Genomic DNA, 20195 nt, shown 5'->3' with positions numbered 1-20195 from the left:
CATCCGCGACAAGGTTTCATGCAAGCCATCACCGCCATCACCGTCTGTTTACTGCTTTCCTGTGCGGCCCCTGCCAGCGCGGCCAATTATTGCGACTCGCCGCAATGGTCGATCGTGCATAACAAGAGCTACGACGAGGTGATGCAGATCGCCACGAAGCGCGACAAGATCCGCGACGCCGAATGCAGTTTTACCGATGTGATCCTGCGCATCCAGAACGAGGAGGCCGGCATCGGGCGCTATCCGGGCATCCTGCTCATCGCCGACGCGCAGGATGAACGCTTCGTCGTCACCAGCCGCGTCGGCGCCTACACCATCTTCAGCTACCGCTATAACGACAAGCGCCTGCTGCAGTTTGCCATGAAGGATCACAGCTGGGAGGAAGGCGAAGCGTTCCAGGCCGGCGCCTACAAGATTACCGGCACCAAGGAGTTCAAGACCATCACGGGCTTTCCCGCCACCTTGCTGGTAGTACAGACTTTCCAGTTTTACGGCCCCAAGTAGGGCGGCAGCAGCGCGCCCAGCTCCTGCGCCACTTGCCGGCGCCGCTCGGGCGTGGCGAACAGGCCCACCGCCACATGACGGGTAGCATCACACATATCGTTGATGTGTATCAATTGGCGCGGCCCTTGCGGCACGGCGATGCGCGTGCGCCACGGCGAAAAGTGGTGGCGCCGGCAGCGGCCTGCGCTGACCTGTTCGACGATCAGCTCGCCGTCGCGCAGGGCGATGTGTTCATAGTCGCGCGCGTGGCGCAGGTAGTGCAGCAGAGCAGCGGCCACCAGGCCCAGTTCGGCGAACGAAAAGACGGGAATGTACCAGAGGCCGCGCAGCGCAAAGGCGGCGGCGACGACGAGGGAAAACAGGCATAGCAAGCCATAGGCGCGCAGCAACTGGCGCGCCGTCAAGGCACTGTGGCGCGCCAGCAGCCATTGCGGCTGCTCGCGCGAGTGATCGCGTGGCATGGCGCCTCCCGCACTATCGCTCCATCACCGCGGCGGCCTTCGCCGCCGCCAGGTTCCGCCAGATCGTTCAGCCAGCGTACGCCCGGGTCAGGCGCCCATCCTCACCAGCGCGTGGCCCACGTGCTGCCACCAGTGATCGCGCGACTTGACCTGTTTCAGGCAAGACGTGTCGATTTCCGTCGGAAACACGCGATCCTGGCACGCCTTCGTTTCCAGGGCATAGCGCTGGTTTTCCGCCGCCGCCAGGGCCACGATCAGCCAGAACGCCAGGGCCAGCAAGACCACCAGCGCACTCCAGGCCAGGTGATTGGTGTTACTTTTTTCGCCAAAAAACTCGCGCGGCCGCGTCTCGCGGTACATCGACATCAAGCCTTTTTCTTTCTCTTCCGACATCTGCGTTTGCATCCTCTGACATCCTATCCTGTGCCGGCCGGCTGGCCATGGCGGCAAGCACGCCGCCTTGCCAGCATTTTACGCTGATGGCGCCAGAGCGACAGCAATTTGCGGCCGGCCGCCGGCATCAGGGGCGCGGCGCTGGCGCCTGGGGAACGCCGGGTTCGCCATCGCCCTCCTCTGCGGGCCGCACGGGCGCCAGGCTTTCCACATGATCGACATCGATATCGCCGCCGTCGGGCGCCGTATTGCGCGGTTCCACGCCGGCCCGTTCGCCCGTGCCGGCCGCATCGCTGTCGTTATCGAGTTCTTCCGCATCCTGGCCGGGCACGCCCTGCATGTCGCTGCCGCTGTCGGAACTGTCGCTGGGACCGAGCGCGCCCTTGCCATGGCCGCTGCCCAGGACACGGTCGGGCGTGACGGGCAAATTGTCCGGATCGAGTGTGCTGCTGCTCATGGCTGACTCCCGTTAACAAAAAAACCAGCTTACTCTCCTGGCCAGTCGAGCGGCGCACGGCTGCCCGACCTTTTCCGAGGGGCAAATGCGGCGGCGCACAACTATTTTCAGAATTTACTTCACAAATGTAATATTCATTGCTATAGTTAATCCAAGTAAGCATCTTCTCATCCAGAAACTGCTTCATCGGCGGCACGGCGCCCACCAGCGCCATGCCGCCGAACCGACCGGTACGTGGCGATCCGGCCCATCCACCCAGCCATCATGCACATTTTGGAGTCTTATCATGCAAGCCAAATCACTCATCGCAGCATTGTTTGCCATCACCACCGCCACTGCGGCGTTTGCCCAGAGCGCCGCGCCTGCCGCTGCCACCCAGCAACTCACGCGCGCTGACGTCACGGCCGAATACATCCGTGCCCGCAACGCCGGCGAAATCGCCACCAGCGAAGTCGACTATCCGAAAACGCCGGCCACCGCCGCCAGCAAAGTGACGCGCGACCAAGTCATGGCCGAGTTCTACGCCGCCCGCAAAGCTGGCCTGATCCCGCAAACGGAAGCGGACTTTGATGTCGCGCAAACGGCCAAGCACGTCGTGCAATAAGAAACCAGTCAGCCGGTTTCTGTCAGTAACAACTCAGTTGCGGCGCAGCACTCGGGCCACTCCCGAAGCTCCCCGCGGCGAGCTGTGATACCCCAGCAGCACCCCCAACACCACCTCTCCCGGAGTCCCTGCATGTCCCTGCACCGCCGTTTGCTTGCCGCCAGCCTGATCCTTGCCTTGAGCGCTTGCGCCGACATGGGCCATATCGCGCCGCAATCGGCCATGCTGGACGCCAACAAACTGCAGGCGAGCCAGGCCATGGATGCCGCCGCCAGCGCCGCCATACAATGGCCGCGCACGCAATGGTGGCAAGACTTGCACGACCCTCAATTGAACCGTTTGATGGAGCAGGCGCTGGCCGACAGTCCCACCCTGCGCGGCGCCCAGGCGCGCGTGCGCCAGGCCGAGGCGCTGGCCGGCGCGGCGGAAGACAAGACCCGGCCGCAGGCGGACGCGAACGTCTCCATCAACCGCGAACTGTATTCGCAGCACGGCAGCACGCCGGCGCCGCTGGCCGGCAACTACGCGTGGCGCAACCAGGCCACCGTCACGGCCTCGTACGACCTGGACCTGTGGGGCCGCAACCGCGCCGCCCTGTCCGCCGCCCTGGGCGACGTGCAGATGGCGTCGGCCGAATCGCAGATGGCCCGCCTGGCCCTGGAAACGGCGCTGGTGCGCACCTACATCCAGCTGTCATACGAATTCCAGCTGCAGGACGTGATCGAACGCAGCCTGGCGCAGCGCGCCCGCATCCTCGACATCACGCGCCAGCGCAAGCAAGCCGGCATCGGCACGGACATTGACGTGGCGCAGATCGAAACCACCTTGCCGGCCGGCCGCCGCCAGCTGGAGCAGTCGGCCGAATCGCTGGCCCTGCTGCGTAACCAGCTGGCGGCCCTGGAGGGCAAGGGTCCGGCGGCTGGCGCGGCGCTCACGCGCCCCGTGCTGCGCCTGGACCAGCCGCTGGCCATTCCCGCCGCCCTGCCCGCCGACCTGATCGGCCGCCGCCCCGACATCGCCGCCCAGCGCTGGCGAGTCGAAGCGGCGGCGCAGCGCATCGACGCGGCCAAGGCCGAGTTCTACCCGAACGTCAACCTGGTGGCGTTCGCCGGCTTCCAGGCCTTCGGCTTCAGCCACTTTCTCGACGCCAACTCGGAGATCCGCGGCGCCTCTCCCGCGCTGAGCCTGCCCATCTTTGCCGGCGCCCGCCTGCGCGCCCAGCTGGGCAGCCAGACGGCCGTGTACGACGGTGCAGTGGAGCAGTACAACGCCACCGTCATCAATGCCATGTCGGATGTGGCCAACGCCGTCACCCGCGCACAGTCGCTGGCCAAACAGCATCAGCTGACCGTGCAGGCGCTGGCCACGGCGCAGCGCGCGCGCGACCTGGCGGAAAAAGCGTACAAGGCGGGCATGAGCGACGCCATCGCCATGCTCAACACGCAAGTGGCGCTGCTGGCGGAAGAACAGCAGCAGGCGCAAAATGGGGCGCGCGAGCTCGATCTGTACGTTTCCTTGATGAATGCATTAGGAGGCGGCATCTAAGCTTGCAATCCTGGCATTGCCCTAGCCCAACAAGATACAATCGGAACTTTATTCACACATGAAGGAATATGACATGACCGCTTTTGACGCCACCTCCAAGCGGCTGCAAAACATCCGCACGCGCATGCCAGGCTTCCCCATGGAACTGATGCGCCTGCTGCGCATGACGTACCACATCCAAAAAGGCATGAAGGACCTGACCAACGCGGCGCTGAAAAAGCACGACCTGGTCGATGCCAGCTACATGGTGCTGGCCGTGCTGTACGGCACGGACGACGAAACCTCGAACGCCTGCACCCTGGGCATGGCGTGCCATGAAAAGCCGGCCAACCTGACGCGCGTGTGCAACGACCTGGAAACGCGCGGCCTGATCCACCGCGGCACGCGCCCCGGCGACCGCCGCTCCGTGATGATCTCGCTGACCGACAAGGGCCGCGCGCTGATCGAAACGGCGCTGCCCGACGTGTACCAGGAAACCTCGGCCCTGTACGACGGGTTCACGGAAGAAGAGCTGCAAGTGCTCGACAAGCTGTACATGCGCCAGCTGCGCAACCTCAACAATCTCAACAACCAGAACTGATAGCCTATCGATGACGCCAGCCACAGCAACAAAACCCACATATGGCCCCCTGAACCGGGCGGCCCACTGGCTGGCGCAGGCGCTGCAGGACTGGCGCGCGACGGAAGGCGAACGCTGGATCTACGTCGGCAAGAACCTCATCGCATCGTTCTGCGCGCTGTGGCTGGCCTACCGCCTGGGCCTCGATTCGCCGAGCACGGCGATGACCACCACCATCATCCTGGCCCTGCCCAGCAGCGGCATGGTGCTGGAAAAAAGCTTTTACCGCCTGTGCGGCACCCTGCTGGGCTGCACGGCCGCGCTGACCCTGATCGGCCTGTTCCCGCAGCAGCCCGTGCTGCTGTTCGCCGGCCTGGCCCTGTGGGTGGGCCTGTGCACGAGCGGCTCGGCCCTGCACCGCAACGCCCAGTCCTACGTGTACGTGCTGGCCGGCTACACGGCCTGCATGATCGTGCTGCCCGCCATCGAACAGCCGATGCAGGTATTCTCGCTGGCCGTCACGCGCGTGGCTGAAGTGAGCCTGGGCATCATCTGCTCGGCCGCCGTCTCCAGCGTGCTGCTGCCGCGCCACCAGGGCACGCAGGTGATGCGCACGGTGCAGGCGCGCTACGGCAAATTCCTCGCCTTCTGCCATGACGTGCTGCAGCAAAAGCTCACGCCGGCGCAGGTGGAACTGACGCATCTGCAGTTCGCCGCCGACGTGGCGGCGCTGGAACTGGGCCGCTCGGCCGCGCTGTTCGAAGTGACCAGCAAAGTGAGCCACGTGCGCGCGCAAAACCGCAAGCTGCACGCCTTCAACGCCACCTTCATGACGGCGCTGACCACCTTCTACACCTTCCACCGCCTGTTCGACCGCCTGCAGCGCGATGGCGAAACCCAGGTCATGCAGGCGTGCGCGCCCCTGTACGCCATCGTCGCCGAGGCGCTGCAAACGACGCCTTCGCAAGACTCGCTCGACACCATGCAGCGGCATTTGCAGGCGGCGCTGGCGCAGGCGCGCGCGGACATCGACGGCGCGGCCATCGTGCATGCGCAGCGCATCGACTTCGACACCGTGTGCGAGCTGCTCGAGCGCTTCGCGCGCGACATGAGCCGCTTTCACGAAGTGTATTTCAGTCTCGTGCACGACACGCCGCTCGACGTGAGCACGCCGCAGGCATATGCGCCGAAGACGCCGCCCGCGCTGGTGCTCGCCAGCGGCGCGCGCGCCGGCATCAGCCTGGCCCTGCTGGCGCTGGGCGCCTACTTCCTCGCCTGGCCCTACGCCAGCACGGCGATGTTGATGGCGGCCGTGTTCTGCGCGCTGGCCTCTTCCTCGCCGCGCCCCATCATGATGATCCGGCAAGTGCTGACGGGCTTTTTGATCGCCATGCCCCTGTCGCTCGTCTGCGTGTATTTCGTGCTGGTGCACGGCGACGGCTTCCCCATGCTGGTGCTCAGTTTTGCGCCCTTCCTCGCCCTCGGCCTGTACCTGATGACGAATCCGGCCAAGCTGGGCGTGGGCCTGGGCGTGTCCACCTTCATCACGCAGATGGCGCCGACGAATCTGATGCACGTCGACGGCGCGGCCTTTTTGAACACGGGCATGGCGCTGATCGTCGGCCTGATGCTGGCCGCCCTCGTGTTTGCCGTGCTGCTGCCCGAGCACACGATGGGCCACAAGGACCATATCGGCCCGGCCCTGTGGCGCGAAGCGCTGCAGGCGTGCACGGCGCCGGCGCGCCGGGTCAAGCATCGCTTCGACAACCGCGTGCGCGACCTGCTCAGCCAGCTCAATGCGGCGGCCGGGCCGGCGCCGGGCGAGGCCACGCGCGCCGTCGTGCGCCAGGCCCTGACCCTGCTGGAAATCGGCCATTCCGTGATCGAATTGCGCGAACTGATCGCGACCGCCCGCCCGGGCGCCACGCGCCATGCGCTGCAGCAGTGCGTGGACGGCATCGCCGCCTGGCTGCGCACGCGCGGCGATGCGCAACTGCAGGCGGCGCTGGCCGCCACCCTGCAGGCGGGCGCCGTGGTGCGCGCGGCGCAAGCGGAAGCGGAAGCGGAAGCGACAGCCGAACGCAGCGCACGGTTGCAGACGGCCTTGGCCGACCTGCATTCGATCTACACCTCATTACTCGACCATATGGCGCCTGGCGCCGGAGACCACCATGCCGCGTGAATTCGCCCTGTTCGGAATTCTGATTCCTACCCTGCTGCCCCTGTTCATCCTCAGCATCGGACTGCAAACCCTGCTCGACCGCGTGCTGGGCTGGCTGGGCGTGTACCGCATGGTGTGGCACCCGTCGCTGGCGCGGCTGTGCATCTTCATCGCCATCTTCGGCGCGCTGGCTCTATCGCTTTACAAATAAAAAAAACTGTTCAACCTGATCAAGGAAAGGCTGCCGACATGGTAAGCAAACTGACCCGCTATGCAATCACCCTGCTGCTATTGGCCGCAGCCCTGTGGATAGGCAAGACCGTCTGGGACCGCTACATGGAGTCGCCATGGACGCGCGACGGGCGCATCAAGGCCGACATCGTCAACATCAGCGCCGACGTGGCCGGCACCGTCACGGACGTGCTGGTGCGCGACAACCAGGTGGTGCAAAAAGGCGACGTGCTGTTCGTCGTCGACAAGGAACGCTACACCAGCGCGCTGGCCCAGGCCGACGCCGTGCTGGCCACACAAAAAACGGAAATGGGCCGCCGCGGCAAGGAAGCGCAGCGCCGCGCAGGCCTCGACGCCAGCATCATCTCGACGGAAAGCCGCGAAAGCGCGGCCTACGCCGCCAGCTCGGCCTCGTCGCAAGTGCAGGCCGCCGTGGCCGCGCGCGCGCTGGCCCAACTGAACCTGGAACGCACCACCGTGCGCGCCCCCGTCAGCGGCTACGTGACGAACCTGAACGTGCACAAGGGCGATTTTGCCGCCGTCGGCGCGCCCAAGCTGGCCGTCATCGACAGCGCCTCGTACTACGTCGTCGGCTACTTCGAAGAGACCAAGCTAAGCATGCTGGCGCAGGACGACAAGGCGGAAATGAATTTGATGAGCGGCGGCACCCTGCACGGCCACATCGAGAGCATCGCGCGCGGCATTACCGACCGCGACGCCGCCACGGGCCGCGAACTGCTGGCCGACGTCAATCCCACCTTCAACTGGGTGCGCCTGGCGCAGCGCGTGCCCGTGCGCATCCACATCGACGAGCAGCCGAAGGGGCAATTGCTGGTAGCCGGCACCACCTGCACCGTGGTGATCACGCCCCATTCGGCACCGGCGCCGAAACCGGCGGCGGCGCACCCCGCATGATGCGCGGCGGCGCCGGGCGCCTGGCGGAAATCGCCCTGTTCCTCGACGCTGCGGTGCTGGGCAGCTTTTCCGCCGCCGGCCGCAAGCACGGCCTGTCGCCGGCCGCCGCCAGCGCCGCCATCGCGCGCCTGGAAACGGCGCTGGGCGCCACCCTGTTCGAGCGCACCACACGCCAGCTGCGCCTGACGGAAGAAGGTTTGCACTACCGCCAGTACAGCGAACAGGCGCTGGACTTGCTGGCGCAGGCCGAAGACGGCTTGCACGCGGGCGGCGGCGCCGTGCGCGGCATGGTACGAATCTCGGCGCCGTCCGACATCGGCCGCCAGCTGCTGCTGCCCATGCTCGACCGCTTTGCCGCGCTGCACCCGCAGCTGCGCCATGCGCTGACCCTGACGGACATGACGGCCAATCTGGTGCAGGACGATATCGACCTGGCCATCCGCTACGGCGAGCTGCCCGACAGCGACATGGTGGCGCGCCTGCTGCACCGGGGCCGGCGCGTCGTGTGTGTGGCGCCCGCGCTGGCCGCCAAGGTGGGCGTGCCGGCCGCGCCGCGCGACCTGGCACAGCTGCCGACGCTCGTGCTCACGGCAGGCGACGGCGCGCCGCAGGAATGGCGCTACCGCGAAAACGGCAAGCGCCACAGCCTGCGCCTGCCGGGGGACTGGCACAGCAACGACGGCGAAATCATCCGCCGCTGGGCCGTGGCCGGCCATGGCTACGCCTACAAATCGCTGCTCGACATCGGCGACGACCTGCGCGCGGGGCGCTTGCAGACGGTGCTCGACGATTATTTTGCCGACAGCGTCCCCCTGAACCTGCTGTACCGGCGCAGCCGCTTCCAGCCGCCGCGCGTCGCGCTGCTGGCCGACTTCCTCGTGCAGCAGTTCGCCGCGCTGCAAGCCTGACGGCCGCCCTTACTGCGGCAGCACGCCCAGCTGGCGCAGCAGGGTCAGGTTGTCTTCCAGGTGCCAGTTGTCGCTGATGCGCCCTTGCGCATTGACACGGTACAGATCAAACGCATGGAAATCGACGGCTTGTCCCTGCCCCTGCAAGGGTCCCTGCGGCGTGGGGAAGACACCCGTGAAGCGGCCCGTGAAATGCAGGCGCAAAGTCACCCGGTCGCCCGCCACCAGCATCTCCTCGATGGCCACCTTCAAGTCCGGCACGGCCGCGTGGAACGCCTGCGACGCCTGCAGCGGGCCGGCCAATCCCTGCGGGCGGCCGGCAGGCAAGGTACGGTCCGTAAAATCGTCGGCCAGCGCCAGGCGCGCCAGGGCCGGGTCGCCGCTTTCCCAGAACGCGGCATAGCGGCGCGCGGCCAGCGCCACCGCGGCGTCGGCTTTCGCGCCGGACAAGTGGGCGGGCAGGGGCAGATTGATGGCGGAATGGGCCGGCGCGGCGGCCAGCAGGGACAGGGCCAGGATGGCGGGAGCAAAAGCGGACATGGTGGTTCCAAATGAGTTGATCGGCGTGCAATGGCACACCGTCATTCTGAACTCGCTTGCCCTGCTTGATAATTGGCCCCGCACTTGAAGCAATTGCTTGCAAGGGTTGAAAATAAGTTGAAAATGCGTTGAAAATCAGCGCCCGCCCGCCACGTCGAGGATACTGCCCGTCACATAGCTGGCCCCCGGCCCCAGCAGGTACAGGATGGCGTCGGCGATTTCTTCCGGCTGGCCGCCGCGCTGCATGGGCACGCCCGATGCCAGGCGCGCCACCCGTCCCGGTTCGCCGCCCGAAGCGTGGATGTCCGTGTAGATGATGCCGGGCCGCACGCCGTTGACGCGGATGCCTTCGGCCGCCACTTCCTTCGCCAGCCCCAGGGTCAGGGTATCGACGGCGCCTTTCGAGGCCGCGTAATCGATGTATTCGCCCGGGGAGCCGATGCGCGCGGCCACCGACGAGACATTCACGATGCGTCCGCCCTGCCCGCCATTCGCCGTCGACATGCGCCGCACGGCCTGCTGGCAGCACAGGAAGTAACTGATCACGTTGGTGCGCAGCACGCGTTCGAGGCGCTGCACGGACATGTCGGCCAGCCGGCATTTCTGCTCCAGCACGCCCACGTTGTTGACCAGCGCCGTGAGCGTGCCCAGGCGCGCATCGACTTCATCGAACAGGCGCGCCACGTCCGCCTCGTCGCTGACGTCGGCCTGCACGGCGATGGCCTCGCCGCCCTCGGCCGCGATTCGCGCGCACAGTTCCCCGGCCGCCTGCGCATCGCGCACATAGTTGATGCAGACGGCATAGCCCTGGCGCGCCGCCAGCAGCGCCGTCGCCGCGCCGATGCCGCGGCTGCTGCCCGTAATCAGGATCACTTCCTTCATTGTCCCTCCTTGGTGGTTGTCACATCATCATACGCGGACGAAAAAAAACCCGCGCAAGGCGGGTTTTTCTGGCAGGCGCATTCAATTTCGGAAGTGCGTCATGGCGTAAGTCAGGTGCTGCCACCAGTGTTCGCGCGTCTGCACGCTGGACAGGCATTTCGCATCGACCTCGTTCTTGAAAGCGGGGTCCACGCAAGCCTTGCTGGCCAGCGCATTGCGCTGGTTTTCCACGTTGACGATGGCAATCGACAACCACGCCACGAGGGCGAGGGCCAGCACGCACAAGGTCCAGGGCAGCTGTTTCATGGTTTTCTCCAGTGTTACTTCTTCGCTGGCGCGGGAGCGCGCTCTTTCAGGACGCGCGCCACCAGTTCATCCATCACGCGCAGGGTCGCCGCCTGGGTTTGCGGCTCGGACTGGCCAGGACGCGACAACTGCGCCGGCGACGTCACGAAGCGGCCATCGATGACGATGGTCGGCGCGCTGTCGATCTTGCTGGCGGCGATCAATTGTTCATTGCGTTTCAGCTTGGTCTGCACGCCGAACGAGTTGAACATCTCCAGGTATTTCGCCTTGTCGATGCCGTTCTTGACCAGCAGGTCGAGGATGGCGTCATCGCGGTTCAGACGATTGCGCTCGACGTGGATGGCGCGGAAGATCTTGTCGTGGAACTGGTCCAGCTGGCCCATCGCTTCCAGGGTGGCGTAGGCGTGCGCCTGCGGATCCTTCGGACCCGAGAAGGCCAGGTGGATGCGGCGGAAGGCGATCTTGTCGCCCTGCTTCTTGACCCAGTCGTGCATCAGCGGATCGAGCGCGTAACAATGCGGGCACGAGTACATGAAGTACTCGACCACTTCCACCTTCTTGCCCGTGTCCGTGCGCACTGGCGTCGGGAGCGTGGTAAAGCCGGTATCGGCCGCCATGGCGCCGCCGGTGGCCGCCACCAGGGTGACGGCGGCAAGCAGGGGACGCAAGAAACGCAGAAAACGCATAATAATCCTTCATCATAAGTGGTCGTGAACGGGGCGAGATTACCACTTTTTGCGCCGGGCGATGAACCCCGGGCGGAAAAAAGGCGCTTTTGCGCGCTCCGTTTGCGCCCGATTAAGCCGCTCTTAAGCGCCGCCGTGCCGCTGCCTCAGAAATGGTAGCGCGCGGCCACGCGCAACTGGCGCGCATCATTGAGGTAAATGCTGGAGCGGCAGCCCGGCGCATCGCCGTAATGGCGGCGGTTGGCCAGGTTGCTGCCGGCCAGCTCCAGCTCCCACGCGCCCAGCTTGCGCACGTAACGCCCGTCCACGGTGGCAAACGCAGGCACTTGCGCCAGGCAGCTGCCGGCGAAATCGGGGCCGTAGCGCAGGGCGCGCAGCCATTGCACGCCTACGTCGGCACTGGCGCCGCCCTGCCCCGTCCAGTACAGGCGCAGGCTCGCCAGGGTTTTCGGCACGAGCGCGATGTCCGGGCCGTCATAGGCGTAATCGTCATAGCGCGCATGCACTTGGCGCAGCTGAGCGTCGAGGCGCCAGTCGCGCGCCAGCGCCATGCCGGCCTCGATGGCGATGCCTGCGCGGCGCGAGGGGTCGAGGTTGCCCGCAAAGCCCAGCTGGCCCAGGTTCTGGTCGAAGACGATCTGGTTGCTCAGGCGCTCGCTGAACACGCGCACGGAAGCGCTGCGCGCCGCGTCGCCGTAGGTGGCGCCCACTTCCATTTCGCGCCGCAGCTGCCCCGCCAGGGGACGGTAGCCGGCGCGGGTATAGCCATCGTCATCGATGCGGTAGCTGCGCGCGGCCCTGGCGTACACGCTCAGCTGCGGGCGCAGCTGCAGGCTGCCCTGCAAGTCCCACGCATTCTGGTTTTCCCAGTCGCTGCCGCCGGCGGGCATGTCGGCCGGGTCGAGCTGGAACTGTTCATGCCGCAGTCCCAGCAGCAGTCGCGGCGCATATGCGCCGCCGAAGGCCAGCTCTTCGCGCAGCAGCAGCGCGCGCGAATACTGGCGGCGCTGCGCATCGCCCGCGCGGCCCGAGCGCCGCTGCCACTGCATCAGGTCCAGGCCCACTTCCGTGTCCGTGCCCACGCCAGCCACCTTGCCGTAATGGCGCAGGCGCGGCGCCAGCTGACGGCGGCGGCTGCTGTACGTCGATTCGGTGCTACCGTCCTCGCCCGCATAGTGGGCCGTGGCGCGCTTTTCCCGCTGCGACATTTCCACGCCCAGCTCGAAACTGCCCACATAGCGCTGCACGAAGGCGCTGGCGCGCCGCACCTCATAGCGGTACAGGTCTTCCGGGCGGGCCGCCAGCAAGGACAGGAACGGTGCTTCGGGCGCGGGATAGCGGGTGTCCTGCTTCAGCTGGTCGGCGCTGAAGCCGAAGCGGCCCTGGCGCAGCTTCCATTCCGCGCCGCCGTTGAAGCCGCGCTGGTGAAACACGCTGCCATCGCGGTAATTGCCGTTACGCAGCCCGTCGATGGCCACGTCGAGCGACATGCCGCCCTGGTCGCGCGACAGGGCGCCGCGCATGCTGTGCTGGCCGCCCTGCGCCAGTTCGGCGGACAAGTCGCCGTGCGTGACGCCGTCCGCGCCACCATCCGCGCCGTCCTGTGCGCGCGCCGGCATGGCCAGGGTGCACAACAGCAAGATGCGCGCGGCGATGGTCAGGGCGGAAGGGGCAGGCATCATGGCGGAAAGCTGGGTGCGCTACCTGGGCGCGAACGCACGGTAGTAGGAGGATGGCAAAAGCGAATCATTATACGCACGGCGCGCGGCGCCGCAACAGCGAGCTGGGCTCGCCAGCATAATCCATTGCTTATTTGTAATTTTTATAGGTATATTAACGAGCGCCCGGCGATCCTGGGCGCAGCCGACTGCATTTGAAAATCAACAAGTCACTGTGGGAGTCACGCATGGAAAGTCGTAGCACGCCGCGCCGCCGCATTGTCCCCCTCGCAGGCAAGCTCAAAGCCCTTGCCATCGCCGCCCTGCTGCTGGCCGGCCTGGCCCTGCAGGCCGAGCTGTTCGCCCAGCCGGACCAGGGCAAGCCGGCCAGCGCACCCATGCCGCCGGCGCCGTCGGCCGACGGCATCGCCCTCGCCTCGCCGCATGCGGCCGCCGTCACCACGCCCAGCGCCAGCAACGCCTGGGGCGGCGCGCACACGGGCGCGCAAGCGACCCTGTCGGACCGCGTGGTCGACTACCAGATCGAAGCGACGCTCGATCCCGTCAAGCACACGATAGACGGCCGGCAGAAACTGCGCTGGCGCAACCGCAGCGCGCAAGCCGTCAGCAGCGTGTACCTGCACCTGTACCTGAACGCCTTCGAGGGCGAGCATTCGACCTTCTTTACCGAGAAGCGCAAGTTCGATACGGGCTTTCGCTCGGGCGTCGGCACGCGCGACGGCGAGTGGGGCTACATGGAACTGCGCAGCATGACGCAGAACGGCGCCACGGCGCCCTGGCATTTCGTCCAGCCCGACAACGGCCCGGCCACCGACCGCACCGTGGTGCGCGTCGACTTGCCGCAGGCCGTCGCGCCGGGCGCCGAGACGACGCTCGACATGCGCTTCTTCGACCAGCTGCCGCGCGTCATCGCGCGCACCGGCTATTTCGGCAGCTTCCACCTGGTGGGCCAGTGGTTCCCGAAGATCGCCGTGCTGGAACTGCCCGGCGAACGGGGCGCCACCGCGCCGCGCTGGAACGCGCATGAATTTCACCTCAATTCGGAGTTCTACGCCGACTTCGGCCGCTACGACGTGAAGCTGACCGTGCCCAGGGAGTACACGGTGGGCGCCACCGGTGAATTGCAGGGCGCGCCGCAGGAGAAAAACGGCATGCTCACGCACCACTATGTGCAGGGCGACGTGCACGATTTCGCCTGGACGGCCGACAAGCGCAGCGCAGCGCCATTGACGGGCAGCTGGAGCGCCCCTGGCAGCCCGCCCGTGGCCATCAAGGTGCTGTACCCGCCCGAGTATGCGTCGAACGCGGCCCCCGCGCTGCAGGCGGCGAAAGACTCGCTGACATATTTCTCGCGTACCCTGGGCACGTATCCGTACAAGACCCTGACGGTGGTGATCCCGCCGTTCAATGCGGCCGAAGCGGGCGGCATGGAATACCCGACCTTCATCACGGCCTCGAGCTTCGCCAGCCTGCAGCCGAAGACCCTCGCCGGATTCGGCCTCGACTTCGTCACCATCCACGAATTCGGCCATGGATATTTTTACGGCATCCTGGCCTCGAACGAATTCGAGGAACCGATCCTCGACGAAGGCTTGAACGAGTACTGGGACCAGCGCATGCTGCGCGCGCGCGGCCAGGACATCCACGCCACCACGCCCCTGCTCAAGCGCCTGGGCTTCGCTCCCGCCTTCAAGGTCTTCGAGGCCGAACGCATGGCCGCGCCGCGCCAGGATGCGGCCGACCCGCTGGGCCAGAATGCGTGGGACCGCCTGCAGGGCGTAGGGCCCGTCTACAGCCGCACGGCCGTCACCCTGCGCGACCTGGAAGCGCGCATCGGCAGCGAGGCCATGGAGCGGGGCTTCAAGGCCTATTACGAACAATGGAAATTCCGCCACCCCAGCGTGGCCGACCTGCGCGAAGCGCTGGCCGAAGCGACGGGCCAGCGGCGCATCGTGGAACAGGTCTTCGCGCAGCAAGTCCATGCCAGCGCGAATATCGACGACCGCATCGGCAGCTTCACCAGCGAAGAGCAGACGCCGCTGGCCGGCCTGGCGCTGGTGAACGGCAAGCGCGTGGAACGCACGCCCGAGGCGCTGGAAAAAGAAGAGGACAAGGTGCGCGCAGCATGGGACAAGGCGCACCCGGACGCCAAGCCCGGCACCGGGCCCTATCCCTATCTGACCAGCGTGGTGCTGCGCCGCCGCGGCGCGCCCGTGCCGCAGGTGCTGCTGGTGAAATTCGCCGACGGCAGTTCCGAACGCATGGTGTGGGACAACGGGCAGCTGTGGCAGCGCTACACCTGGAGCAAGCCCGTGAAGGCCGTCTCTGCCGAACTCGATCCCGACCGCGTGCACTACCTCGACGTCAACAAGCTCGATGACAGCCGCACCCTGAAAGCCGACACGTCCGCCGCGCGGCGCTGGAGCCTCGACATCGCCGCCGCCTTCCAATACCTCCTTTGCCTGATCGCCATCGTATGAGCGCCACTTCCACCACACGGGCCAGCGGCCTGACCCTGACCACGCGCGCCAGCCGCGCCGCCCTGCAATGGCGCTTGCTGCTGCTGTGGGCCGGCCTGCTGCTGATCCCGACCATCGTTGCCGTCATTCCCGTCTGGCGCACCTTGAGCGCCAGCCTCGATCAGGCCGTGCATGCGGCAGCGCTGGCACAGCGGCTCGACCTGATGACGGTGGCCGACCTGGCCGCCAATGCCAGCCGCAACGGGGCCGCCATCAGCCAGGCCGTCATCGCCGCCATCGCCCTGACCCTGCTGCTGTCGCCGCTGCTGAGCGGCCTGGTGGTGACGGCCGCGCGCGCCCTCGCGCCGCCCGGCTTCGGTGCCCTGCTGACGGGCGCCTTCAGCGAATACGGCCGCATGCTGCGCATGCTGTTGTGGAGCATCGTGCCGCTGGGCGTGGCACTGGCGATCGGCGCCGCCGCACTGAAACTGGCCAACAAGCATGCGGCGACAGCCATCCTGGAAGCCGACGCCGACCTGGCCCGTCACCTGGCCTTGCTGCTCGCGGGCGTGCTGTTCCTGCTGGCCTGCGCCACGCTCGACGCGGGCCGCGCGGCGCTGGCCGTCGACCGGCGCCGCACGTCGGCCGTCAAGGCCTGGTGGCGGGGTCTGGGCATGCTGCGCCAGCGTCCGCTGGCCTGCCTGGCCATCTACCTCGTCATCACCGTGCTGGGACTGGCCCTGTATGCGCTGCTGGGCGTGGCCCGGCTGAACCTGGCCGGCCCCGGTCCGCTGGCCATCGCGGCCGGCTTGCTGGCGACGCAGCTGGCGGCGCTGACGCTGGCGTGGATGCGCAGCGCGCGCCTGTTCGCGCTGATCGACGTCAGGCGTTCAATCGCCTAGTCAGGCCCCCAGGCGCCCTTCATCGGCGAGGAAGTCGATGAAGGTGCGCACCTTCGAGGATAGGTAGCGGCGGCTCGTATAGACGGCGTACACCTTGCCGCCCGCCAGCTTGAAATCGTCGAAGAGGCGCACCAGCCGCCCCGCCGCCAGGTCGTCATCCGTTTGCCACGACGGCAGCAGGGCGATGCCCATGCCGTCGAGCGCGGCCGCGTGCAGCAGGCTTTCGTTATTGCATTGCAGCACGGGCGTAAACTTCACCGTCTCGCGTCCCTGCGGCCCGTCGAAGGCCAGCTCATTGCCGTTCGCCAACAAGGAATAGCTGATCATGGCGTGCTGCGTGAGGTCTTGCGGCAGCTGCGGCCGGCCCGCGCGCGCCAGGTAGGCGGGCGCGGCCACCAGGTGAAAGGCAATGCTGCCGATGGGCCGCGCGATCAGGGCCGGCGACGGCGCCTGGCTCACGCGCAGGGCCAGGTCGAAACCTTCTTCCACCAGGTTGACCACTCTCCCGCTCAAATCGATGTCGAACGTGACTTCCGGGAAGCGCTCGCGGTAAGCCACCAGGGTGCGCGTAAAGATGGCGTTGGCGAACCAGACAGGGGCACTCAGGCGCAGCATGCCGCGCGGCACCACCGTCGTGCGGCCTACCGTCGCTTCCACTTCGTCGAGGTTGTCGAGCATGTCGCGGCACTGTTCAAAATACACCTTGCCGATTTCCGTCAGGCTCAGGTGGCGGCTGCTGCGGTTCAGCAGGCGCGCGCCCAGGTGGCGTTCCAGGTGCATCACGTGCTTGCTGACCATGGCCGGCGACAGATCGAGGCGCTCGCTGGCCCGCACGAAACTGTCCAGTTCCACCACGGCGCGAAACACGCGCATGCTGCGCAAGGTATCCATGACTGCCCAATCATCAACAAAATGGAAATGATATATCAATAATAGCGATCTTGATCAACTGACCGCGCATGACTATCATCGATAGCATCAGTCATTCCACTCCGGAGCCGCCATGCAAGAGCACACCTTCCCCACCTACTTCCTGTCGCACGGCGGTGGCCCGTGGCCCTTCATGAAGGAGCAGTTCGGCGGCCGCTACGACGTGCTGGAAGCATCGTTACAGGATATCCCGCGCCAGATCGGCGCGCGTCCGAAAGCCGTGCTGGTGGTCACGGCGCACTGGGAAGGGCCGCAATTTCTCGTCTCGGCCAGCCCCAAGCCGGGCATGATCTACGATTATTCGGGCTTTCCGCCGCACACCTATCAAATCCAGTACCCGGCGCCTGGCGCGCCGGAGCTGGCGGCGCAGGTAAAACAGTTGCTCGATGCGGCTGGCCACCCGGCGCGCCTGGACCACGAGCGCGGCTTCGACCACGGCACCTTCAGCGCCCTGTTCCCCATCTACCCGCAGGCGGACGTGCCGCTGGTGCAACTGTCGCTCAAGCACGGCTACGACCCGCTCACGCACGTCGAAGTGGGCCGCGCGCTGGCCGGCCTGCGCCGGCAGGGCGTACTGATACTGGGCAGTGGCCTCAGTTATCACAACCTGCGCCAGTTCGGCCAGGCGGGCGCCGTCGCCTCGCACCAGTTCGACGCCTGGCTGCGACAGACGATGGCCTTGCCGCCGGCACAACGGCTGCAACAGTTGCTGGCCTGGGACCGGGCCCCGGGCGCGCGCCAGGCCCACCCGCAAGAAGACCATCTGCTGCCACTGATGGTGGCGCTCGGCGCGGCCGAGCAGGAAGCGGCGCACGTCGTCTACCACGAAGAGGATTTCTTTGGGGCGCTGGCCGTGACCAGTTTCAGGTTCGGATAATCCGCCAGCACAGAAAAAAAGCGCCGCGACAGCAATGTCGCGGCGCTTTTTGTAAGAGCTGGGTTCAGACGGAGACACCGGAAGCCGGGGTCAGACGGGGACGCCGAGTCCCGCAACACCGCCAACGGCAGGTTCGACGCCTACGTCACCGGGGGTCTGACCCCAGAATTTGCTTTGGGGTGAATTGGCGGCCGTGAATTACGTGCCGCGCTTGCCCCGCGCCGCATTTTTCGCCTTTTCAGCGGCAATTTCCGCCGCCTTCGCCGCTTTTTCCGCCATCTCGGCCGCATGCTGGGCCATCAGGGCCGCGCGCGTGTCCGGCGTTTCCAGCGAGATGCGGCCCAGGATGCCGCTGCGGTAGTCGAGCAGCAGGGTATGCGACGCTTTCTCGAAATCGTAGTCGCCGCCCTTGATGCGGAAGCCGCGCTTGGCGGCGATGCCTTCGACCACGCCGATGGCGTCGACTTCGCCGATCTTGGTGCCGTAGCGGGTTGCCAGCAAGTCCGGGTAGCGCTTGAGCAATTCCTCGGCCAGGAACACGGCCACTTCCTCTTCGATCAGCGCGTTCGAGCCGATGGCGTGGCTGGCCGCCAGCATCAGGCCGTCGCTGGGGATGGCGATCTTCGGCCACAGCATGCCTGGCGTGTCGACGAGAATGGTGTTCTTGTCCAGGTACAGCTTTTGCTGCATTTTCGTCACGGCCGGCTCGTCGCCCACCTTGGCCACGCGCTTTTTCAGCAGCGCGTTCATCAGCGTCGACTTGCCCACGTTGGGAATACCCATGATCATGATGCGCAGCGGCTTGGTCGGCACGCCGCGGTGCGGCGCCAGCGACTTGGCCAGGTCAGGAATGCGCGCCACATCGCCCGGCTTCTTGGTCGTCATCGCATACGCGGTCACGCCTTCCTGGGCATTGAAATAGGCCACCCAGGCGGCGGTGGCGGCAGGGTCGGCCAGGTCTGTCTTGTTGAGGATTTTCAGGCAAGGGCGCTGGCGGAACAGGCGCAGCTCGTCCACCATGGGATTGCAGCTGGCTGCCGGCAGGCGCGCGTCCACCACTTCAATCACCAGATCGGTGTTTTCCATGGTTTCGGCCGCTTTCTTGCGGGCCGCGTTCATGTGTCCTGGGTACCATTGTATCGCCATGCTCTTGCTTTCAAAATCGTTCGGTCAATCCGCTATTTTACGTGGTTGCCGCCGCGACGTCCCATTTTCCGCCGCCAGCGCCAGCCGTGCGACGCGAACGAGACAATTGGTGATAATTTGGCAGTTACACGAATGATAAGATCCGCAGTCCGTCCAGCCTGGCCGGTTTCCACATTGCAAGTACAACCTGGCACGCATTCCATGCATCTTCCCCGTTTTTTCCTCCTCGTCCCCCTTTGCGCCTGTCTGCTGCCCGCCATGGCCCAGGAACAAGCGGCGGCGCCAGGCGACGCAGCGAACCAGGAAATACAACAGATTGTCGACGTGCAAGGCACGCGCGATCCCGACCTGCGCCCCTACCGCACCATGCTCAAGGGACTCGATGCGTACGCCGACTACCAGCGCCTGGCGCCAGGCGCGCCGCTGCGCTTCATGCTGATCCCCGCCACGCCGAAGGCCAGGCTCGAAGGCGTGACCCTGCACCTGTCGGCCGACAATCTGTCCATCCCCGTGCCGCTGGCAGCGGACGGCGGTTTCACCTTGACGCGCGACAAGACCGCCTACGATGCAAATGCCGACCTGGTCAGCAACAAGAAGCGCGACACCGTGCGCTGGCGCGCCGACATTCACACGCCCGGCCTGCCCCAGAACGTGCGCCGCCTGGGCGACTTGCGCCTGGAATGCGAAATCCGCTGGGCCGTCGAGCAGGATGACCTGCCGTTTGTGCGGCGCAACCTGTTCCGTCTGGCGGGCGGACCTTGCCACTCGTCGCTGATCCACGTGCCCTTTCCCGTATTCCGCAAGCTGCTTGCCGTGCAGGCGCGCTCGGGCGAGCGCACGCTGGACATCCGCATCACGGAAGACCGCCAGCGCTACGTGCCGCCGCTGCATGACGTGAGCTGGGACGACAATACCCTGCTGACCCTCACGTATGCCGATGACGGCAACATGGCGGAAGCCGCCCCGGCACCACCCAAGAAGGCGGCGCTGCGCCAGTGATACGCGCGCGGGAACCGGGTCAAATATTTCTACAAGGACTTTTATATTTAC

General features: G+C 66.2%; 22 protein-coding genes. 12 read left to right on the top strand and 10 right to left on the bottom strand.

The features are described from left to right. The first annotated feature begins 18 nt into the window (after positions 1–18). Positions 19–504, top strand: a complete 486-nt coding sequence (locus CSQ95_RS17305; protein ID WP_099410394.1) for a hypothetical protein — start codon at positions 19–21, stop codon at positions 502–504. Here the strand turns inward: CSQ95_RS17305 and CSQ95_RS17300 are convergent. The 3 genes from CSQ95_RS17300 to CSQ95_RS17290 all read right to left on the bottom strand — a co-directional run bounded on the left by CSQ95_RS17300 (position 489) and on the right by CSQ95_RS17290 (position 1815). Further along, positions 489–965: a DUF2244 domain-containing protein gene (locus CSQ95_RS17300; protein WP_099410393.1), complete on the bottom strand. Its 477-nt coding sequence runs from the start codon at positions 963–965 to the stop codon at positions 489–491. The genes CSQ95_RS17305 and CSQ95_RS17300 overlap by 16 nt on opposite strands. A gap of 87 nt (positions 966–1052) precedes the next feature. Next, a complete protein-coding gene (locus CSQ95_RS17295; RefSeq protein ID WP_070224630.1) occupies positions 1053–1370 on the bottom strand; it encodes a hypothetical protein in 318 nt (105 codons plus the stop codon). 115 nt (positions 1371–1485) lie between these two features. Continuing rightward, entirely contained in the window at positions 1486–1815 is a 330-nt protein-coding gene (locus CSQ95_RS17290; protein WP_099410392.1) for a hypothetical protein, read from the bottom strand. A 286-nt stretch (positions 1816–2101) separates the two neighbouring features. On the opposite strand from CSQ95_RS17290, the gene CSQ95_RS29690 reads away from it, so the two are divergent. From CSQ95_RS29690 to CSQ95_RS17255, 7 genes are all read left to right on the top strand, one after another. Further along, positions 2102–2419, top strand: coding sequence for a DUF4148 domain-containing protein (locus CSQ95_RS29690; protein WP_180279083.1), 318 nt, complete (start codon positions 2102–2104; stop codon positions 2417–2419). A gap of 132 nt (positions 2420–2551) precedes the next feature. Next, the gene (locus CSQ95_RS17280) at positions 2552–3964 is read left to right on the top strand and encodes an efflux transporter outer membrane subunit (RefSeq protein WP_099410390.1); all 1413 of its coding nucleotides are present in this window, start codon (positions 2552–2554) and stop codon (positions 3962–3964) included. 73 nt (positions 3965–4037) lie between these two features. After that, a complete protein-coding gene (locus CSQ95_RS17275) occupies positions 4038–4544 on the top strand; it encodes a MarR family winged helix-turn-helix transcriptional regulator (RefSeq protein WP_070224646.1) in 507 nt (168 codons plus the stop codon). Between the two features lie 10 nt (positions 4545–4554). Further along, positions 4555–6705 (top strand): FUSC family protein, encoded by a 2151-nt coding sequence (locus CSQ95_RS17270; RefSeq protein ID WP_257218092.1) that lies wholly within the window; start codon positions 4555–4557, stop codon positions 6703–6705. Next, positions 6695–6895 carry a DUF1656 domain-containing protein gene (locus CSQ95_RS17265; RefSeq protein ID WP_070224633.1) on the top strand — a complete coding sequence of 67 codons (201 nt, stop codon included), beginning with the start codon at positions 6695–6697 and terminating at the stop codon, positions 6893–6895. Before CSQ95_RS17270 ends, CSQ95_RS17265 begins: the two co-directional genes overlap by 11 nt. Before the next feature lie 38 nt (positions 6896–6933). Then, positions 6934–7830, top strand: coding sequence for an efflux RND transporter periplasmic adaptor subunit (locus CSQ95_RS17260; RefSeq protein ID WP_099410389.1), 897 nt, complete (start codon positions 6934–6936; stop codon positions 7828–7830). Then, positions 7827–8738 carry a LysR family transcriptional regulator gene (locus CSQ95_RS17255; protein WP_257218091.1) on the top strand — a complete coding sequence of 304 codons (912 nt, stop codon included), beginning with the start codon at positions 7827–7829 and terminating at the stop codon, positions 8736–8738. The genes CSQ95_RS17260 and CSQ95_RS17255 overlap by 4 nt, the downstream gene beginning before the upstream one ends. 9 nt (positions 8739–8747) lie before the next feature. Here the strand turns inward: CSQ95_RS17255 and CSQ95_RS17250 are convergent, their stop codons facing one another. The 5 genes from CSQ95_RS17250 to CSQ95_RS17230 form a co-directional block, all read right to left on the bottom strand. Next, positions 8748–9278 (bottom strand): ester cyclase, encoded by a 531-nt coding sequence (locus CSQ95_RS17250; RefSeq protein WP_070224635.1) that lies wholly within the window; start codon positions 9276–9278, stop codon positions 8748–8750. 135 nt (positions 9279–9413) lie between these two features. After that, the gene (locus CSQ95_RS17245; protein ID WP_099410388.1) at positions 9414–10160 is read right to left on the bottom strand and encodes an SDR family oxidoreductase; all 747 of its coding nucleotides are present in this window, start codon (positions 10158–10160) and stop codon (positions 9414–9416) included. Positions 10161–10241: 81 nt separating this feature from the next. After that, entirely contained in the window at positions 10242–10466 is a 225-nt protein-coding gene (locus CSQ95_RS17240; RefSeq protein WP_099410387.1) for a hypothetical protein, read from the bottom strand. 14 nt (positions 10467–10480) lie between these two features. Continuing rightward, complete coding sequence (locus CSQ95_RS17235) at positions 10481–11152, bottom strand: thiol:disulfide interchange protein DsbA/DsbL (protein ID WP_099410386.1); 672 nt, start codon at positions 11150–11152, stop codon at positions 10481–10483. A 146-nt stretch (positions 11153–11298) separates the two neighbouring features. Further along, the gene (locus tag CSQ95_RS17230; protein WP_099410385.1) at positions 11299–12834 is read right to left on the bottom strand and encodes a TonB-dependent receptor; all 1536 of its coding nucleotides are present in this window, start codon (positions 12832–12834) and stop codon (positions 11299–11301) included. A gap of 224 nt (positions 12835–13058) precedes the next feature. Here CSQ95_RS17230 and CSQ95_RS17225 point away from each other — a divergent pair, with 224 nt between their 5' ends. After that, positions 13059–15311 (top strand): M1 family metallopeptidase, encoded by a 2253-nt coding sequence (locus CSQ95_RS17225; RefSeq protein ID WP_099410384.1) that lies wholly within the window; start codon positions 13059–13061, stop codon positions 15309–15311. Then, positions 15308–16192 carry a hypothetical protein gene (locus CSQ95_RS17220; RefSeq protein WP_099410383.1) on the top strand — a complete coding sequence of 295 codons (885 nt, stop codon included), beginning with the start codon at positions 15308–15310 and terminating at the stop codon, positions 16190–16192. The genes CSQ95_RS17225 and CSQ95_RS17220 overlap by 4 nt, the downstream gene beginning before the upstream one ends. Here CSQ95_RS17220 and CSQ95_RS17215 read toward each other — a convergent pair whose 3' ends face one another. After that, the gene (locus CSQ95_RS17215) at positions 16193–17083 is read right to left on the bottom strand and encodes a LysR family transcriptional regulator (protein WP_070289571.1); all 891 of its coding nucleotides are present in this window, start codon (positions 17081–17083) and stop codon (positions 16193–16195) included. Between the two features lie 112 nt (positions 17084–17195). On the opposite strand from CSQ95_RS17215, the gene CSQ95_RS17210 reads away from it, so the two are divergent. Next, on the top strand, positions 17196–17999 hold the full coding sequence (locus CSQ95_RS17210) for a class III extradiol ring-cleavage dioxygenase (protein WP_099410382.1): 804 nt from the start codon (positions 17196–17198) through the stop codon (positions 17997–17999). Between the two features lie 198 nt (positions 18000–18197). Here CSQ95_RS17210 and ylqF read toward each other — a convergent pair whose 3' ends face one another. Beyond that, positions 18198–19145: a ribosome biogenesis GTPase YlqF gene (ylqF, locus tag CSQ95_RS17205; RefSeq protein WP_071650173.1), complete on the bottom strand. Its 948-nt coding sequence runs from the start codon at positions 19143–19145 to the stop codon at positions 18198–18200. Between the two features lie 201 nt (positions 19146–19346). Between ylqF and CSQ95_RS17200 the strand changes: the two genes are divergently transcribed. Then, entirely contained in the window at positions 19347–20144 is a 798-nt protein-coding gene (locus CSQ95_RS17200) for a hypothetical protein (RefSeq protein ID WP_143449994.1), read from the top strand. Positions 20145–20195: the final 51 nt, after the last annotated feature.

This window comes from Janthinobacterium sp. BJB304 (assembly GCF_002735765.1).
Lineage (GTDB): Bacteria > Pseudomonadota > Gammaproteobacteria > Burkholderiales > Burkholderiaceae_D > Janthinobacterium.
The sequence above is the reverse complement of the archived record's forward strand: the minus strand, read 5'-3'. Positions and strand labels throughout refer to the sequence as shown.

Coding starts and splice junctions, on each gene's coding strand:
- CSQ95_RS17305 (WP_099410394.1), top strand. CDS start 19: ATGCAAGCCATCACCGCCATCACCGTCTGTTTACTGCTTTCCTGTGCG.
- CSQ95_RS17300 (WP_099410393.1), bottom strand. CDS start 965: ATGCCACGCGATCACTCGCGCGAGCAGCCGCAATGGCTGCTGGCGCGC.
- CSQ95_RS17295 (WP_070224630.1), bottom strand. CDS start 1,370: ATGCAAACGCAGATGTCGGAAGAGAAAGAAAAAGGCTTGATGTCGATG.
- CSQ95_RS17290 (WP_099410392.1), bottom strand. CDS start 1,815: ATGAGCAGCAGCACACTCGATCCGGACAATTTGCCCGTCACGCCCGAC.
- CSQ95_RS29690 (WP_180279083.1), top strand. CDS start 2,102: ATGCAAGCCAAATCACTCATCGCAGCATTGTTTGCCATCACCACCGCC.
- CSQ95_RS17280 (WP_099410390.1), top strand. CDS start 2,552: ATGTCCCTGCACCGCCGTTTGCTTGCCGCCAGCCTGATCCTTGCCTTG.
- CSQ95_RS17275 (WP_070224646.1), top strand. CDS start 4,038: ATGACCGCTTTTGACGCCACCTCCAAGCGGCTGCAAAACATCCGCACG.
- CSQ95_RS17270 (WP_257218092.1), top strand. CDS start 4,555: ATGACGCCAGCCACAGCAACAAAACCCACATATGGCCCCCTGAACCGG.
- CSQ95_RS17265 (WP_070224633.1), top strand. CDS start 6,695: ATGCCGCGTGAATTCGCCCTGTTCGGAATTCTGATTCCTACCCTGCTG.
- CSQ95_RS17260 (WP_099410389.1), top strand. CDS start 6,934: ATGGTAAGCAAACTGACCCGCTATGCAATCACCCTGCTGCTATTGGCC.
- CSQ95_RS17255 (WP_257218091.1), top strand. CDS start 7,827: ATGATGCGCGGCGGCGCCGGGCGCCTGGCGGAAATCGCCCTGTTCCTC.
- CSQ95_RS17250 (WP_070224635.1), bottom strand. CDS start 9,278: ATGTCCGCTTTTGCTCCCGCCATCCTGGCCCTGTCCCTGCTGGCCGCC.
- CSQ95_RS17245 (WP_099410388.1), bottom strand. CDS start 10,160: ATGAAGGAAGTGATCCTGATTACGGGCAGCAGCCGCGGCATCGGCGCG.
- CSQ95_RS17240 (WP_099410387.1), bottom strand. CDS start 10,466: ATGAAACAGCTGCCCTGGACCTTGTGCGTGCTGGCCCTCGCCCTCGTG.
- CSQ95_RS17235 (WP_099410386.1), bottom strand. CDS start 11,152: ATGCGTTTTCTGCGTTTCTTGCGTCCCCTGCTTGCCGCCGTCACCCTG.
- CSQ95_RS17230 (WP_099410385.1), bottom strand. CDS start 12,834: ATGATGCCTGCCCCTTCCGCCCTGACCATCGCCGCGCGCATCTTGCTG.
- CSQ95_RS17225 (WP_099410384.1), top strand. CDS start 13,059: ATGGAAAGTCGTAGCACGCCGCGCCGCCGCATTGTCCCCCTCGCAGGC.
- CSQ95_RS17220 (WP_099410383.1), top strand. CDS start 15,308: ATGAGCGCCACTTCCACCACACGGGCCAGCGGCCTGACCCTGACCACG.
- CSQ95_RS17215 (WP_070289571.1), bottom strand. CDS start 17,083: ATGGATACCTTGCGCAGCATGCGCGTGTTTCGCGCCGTGGTGGAACTG.
- CSQ95_RS17210 (WP_099410382.1), top strand. CDS start 17,196: ATGCAAGAGCACACCTTCCCCACCTACTTCCTGTCGCACGGCGGTGGC.
- ylqF (WP_071650173.1), bottom strand. CDS start 19,145: ATGGCGATACAATGGTACCCAGGACACATGAACGCGGCCCGCAAGAAA.
- CSQ95_RS17200 (WP_143449994.1), top strand. CDS start 19,347: ATGCATCTTCCCCGTTTTTTCCTCCTCGTCCCCCTTTGCGCCTGTCTG.